This is a genomic window from Duganella vulcania (assembly GCF_009857655.1).
GTDB classification, from domain to species: Bacteria; Pseudomonadota; Gammaproteobacteria; order Burkholderiales; family Burkholderiaceae_D; genus Rugamonas; species Rugamonas vulcania.
Genome location: NZ_WWCX01000285.1, coordinates 1 through 541, shown reverse-complemented (window position 1 = coordinate 541; position 541 = coordinate 1). Strand labels below are relative to the sequence as shown.

Sequence of the window (541 nt, the reverse complement as noted above, 5' to 3'; positions counted from 1 at the left end):
AGCGGCAGCGCGTGGCGGCGCTCGGCCGCCGTCAGCGGCTCATGGGTCGCGTACTGGTAGTCCAGCACCTCGGTGCCGGCGTCCGACGCGTCGGGCGGGCCGAGCGCGCGCTGGCGCAGCCGTTCGCGCAGCAGCGCGTCGTCCGCCCGCACATCGACGATGACGAAGGCCAGGCCCAGCTCCCGCGCCAGCGCCTGGAACGGCTGCCGCTGCCAGCGGTGCAGATGGGCGGCATCGACCACCACGTCCAGCCCGGCGGCGCCGATGGCGCGCGCCAGTTGCAGCAGGCGCGCATAGGTTGCGCGGTCGGCCGCGGCGTCGTAGATGCCTTGCCCGCCCGCCGCGGCCATGTGCGCGGTCGGCGCCAGGCCGTGCAGGCGCTTGCGCTCGACGTCGGAACGGATGTGGATGGCGCCCAGCGCGGCCGCCAGCCGCGCCGCGCAATACGACTTGCCGCTGCCGGAGTAGCCGTGCATCAGCACCAGCGCGCCGCGACGGGGCCGTGTCCGCGCCGCCAGCGCCAGGTAGCGCCCGGCCGACG

1 protein-coding gene is annotated in these 541 nt (G+C 76.3%); it reads right to left on the bottom strand.

The genetic code is table 11. The features are described from left to right. The coding region (locus GTP90_RS36015) for a P-loop nucleotide/nucleoside kinase family protein (RefSeq protein ID WP_161087959.1) at positions 1-541 on the bottom strand (541 nt) is incomplete at both ends.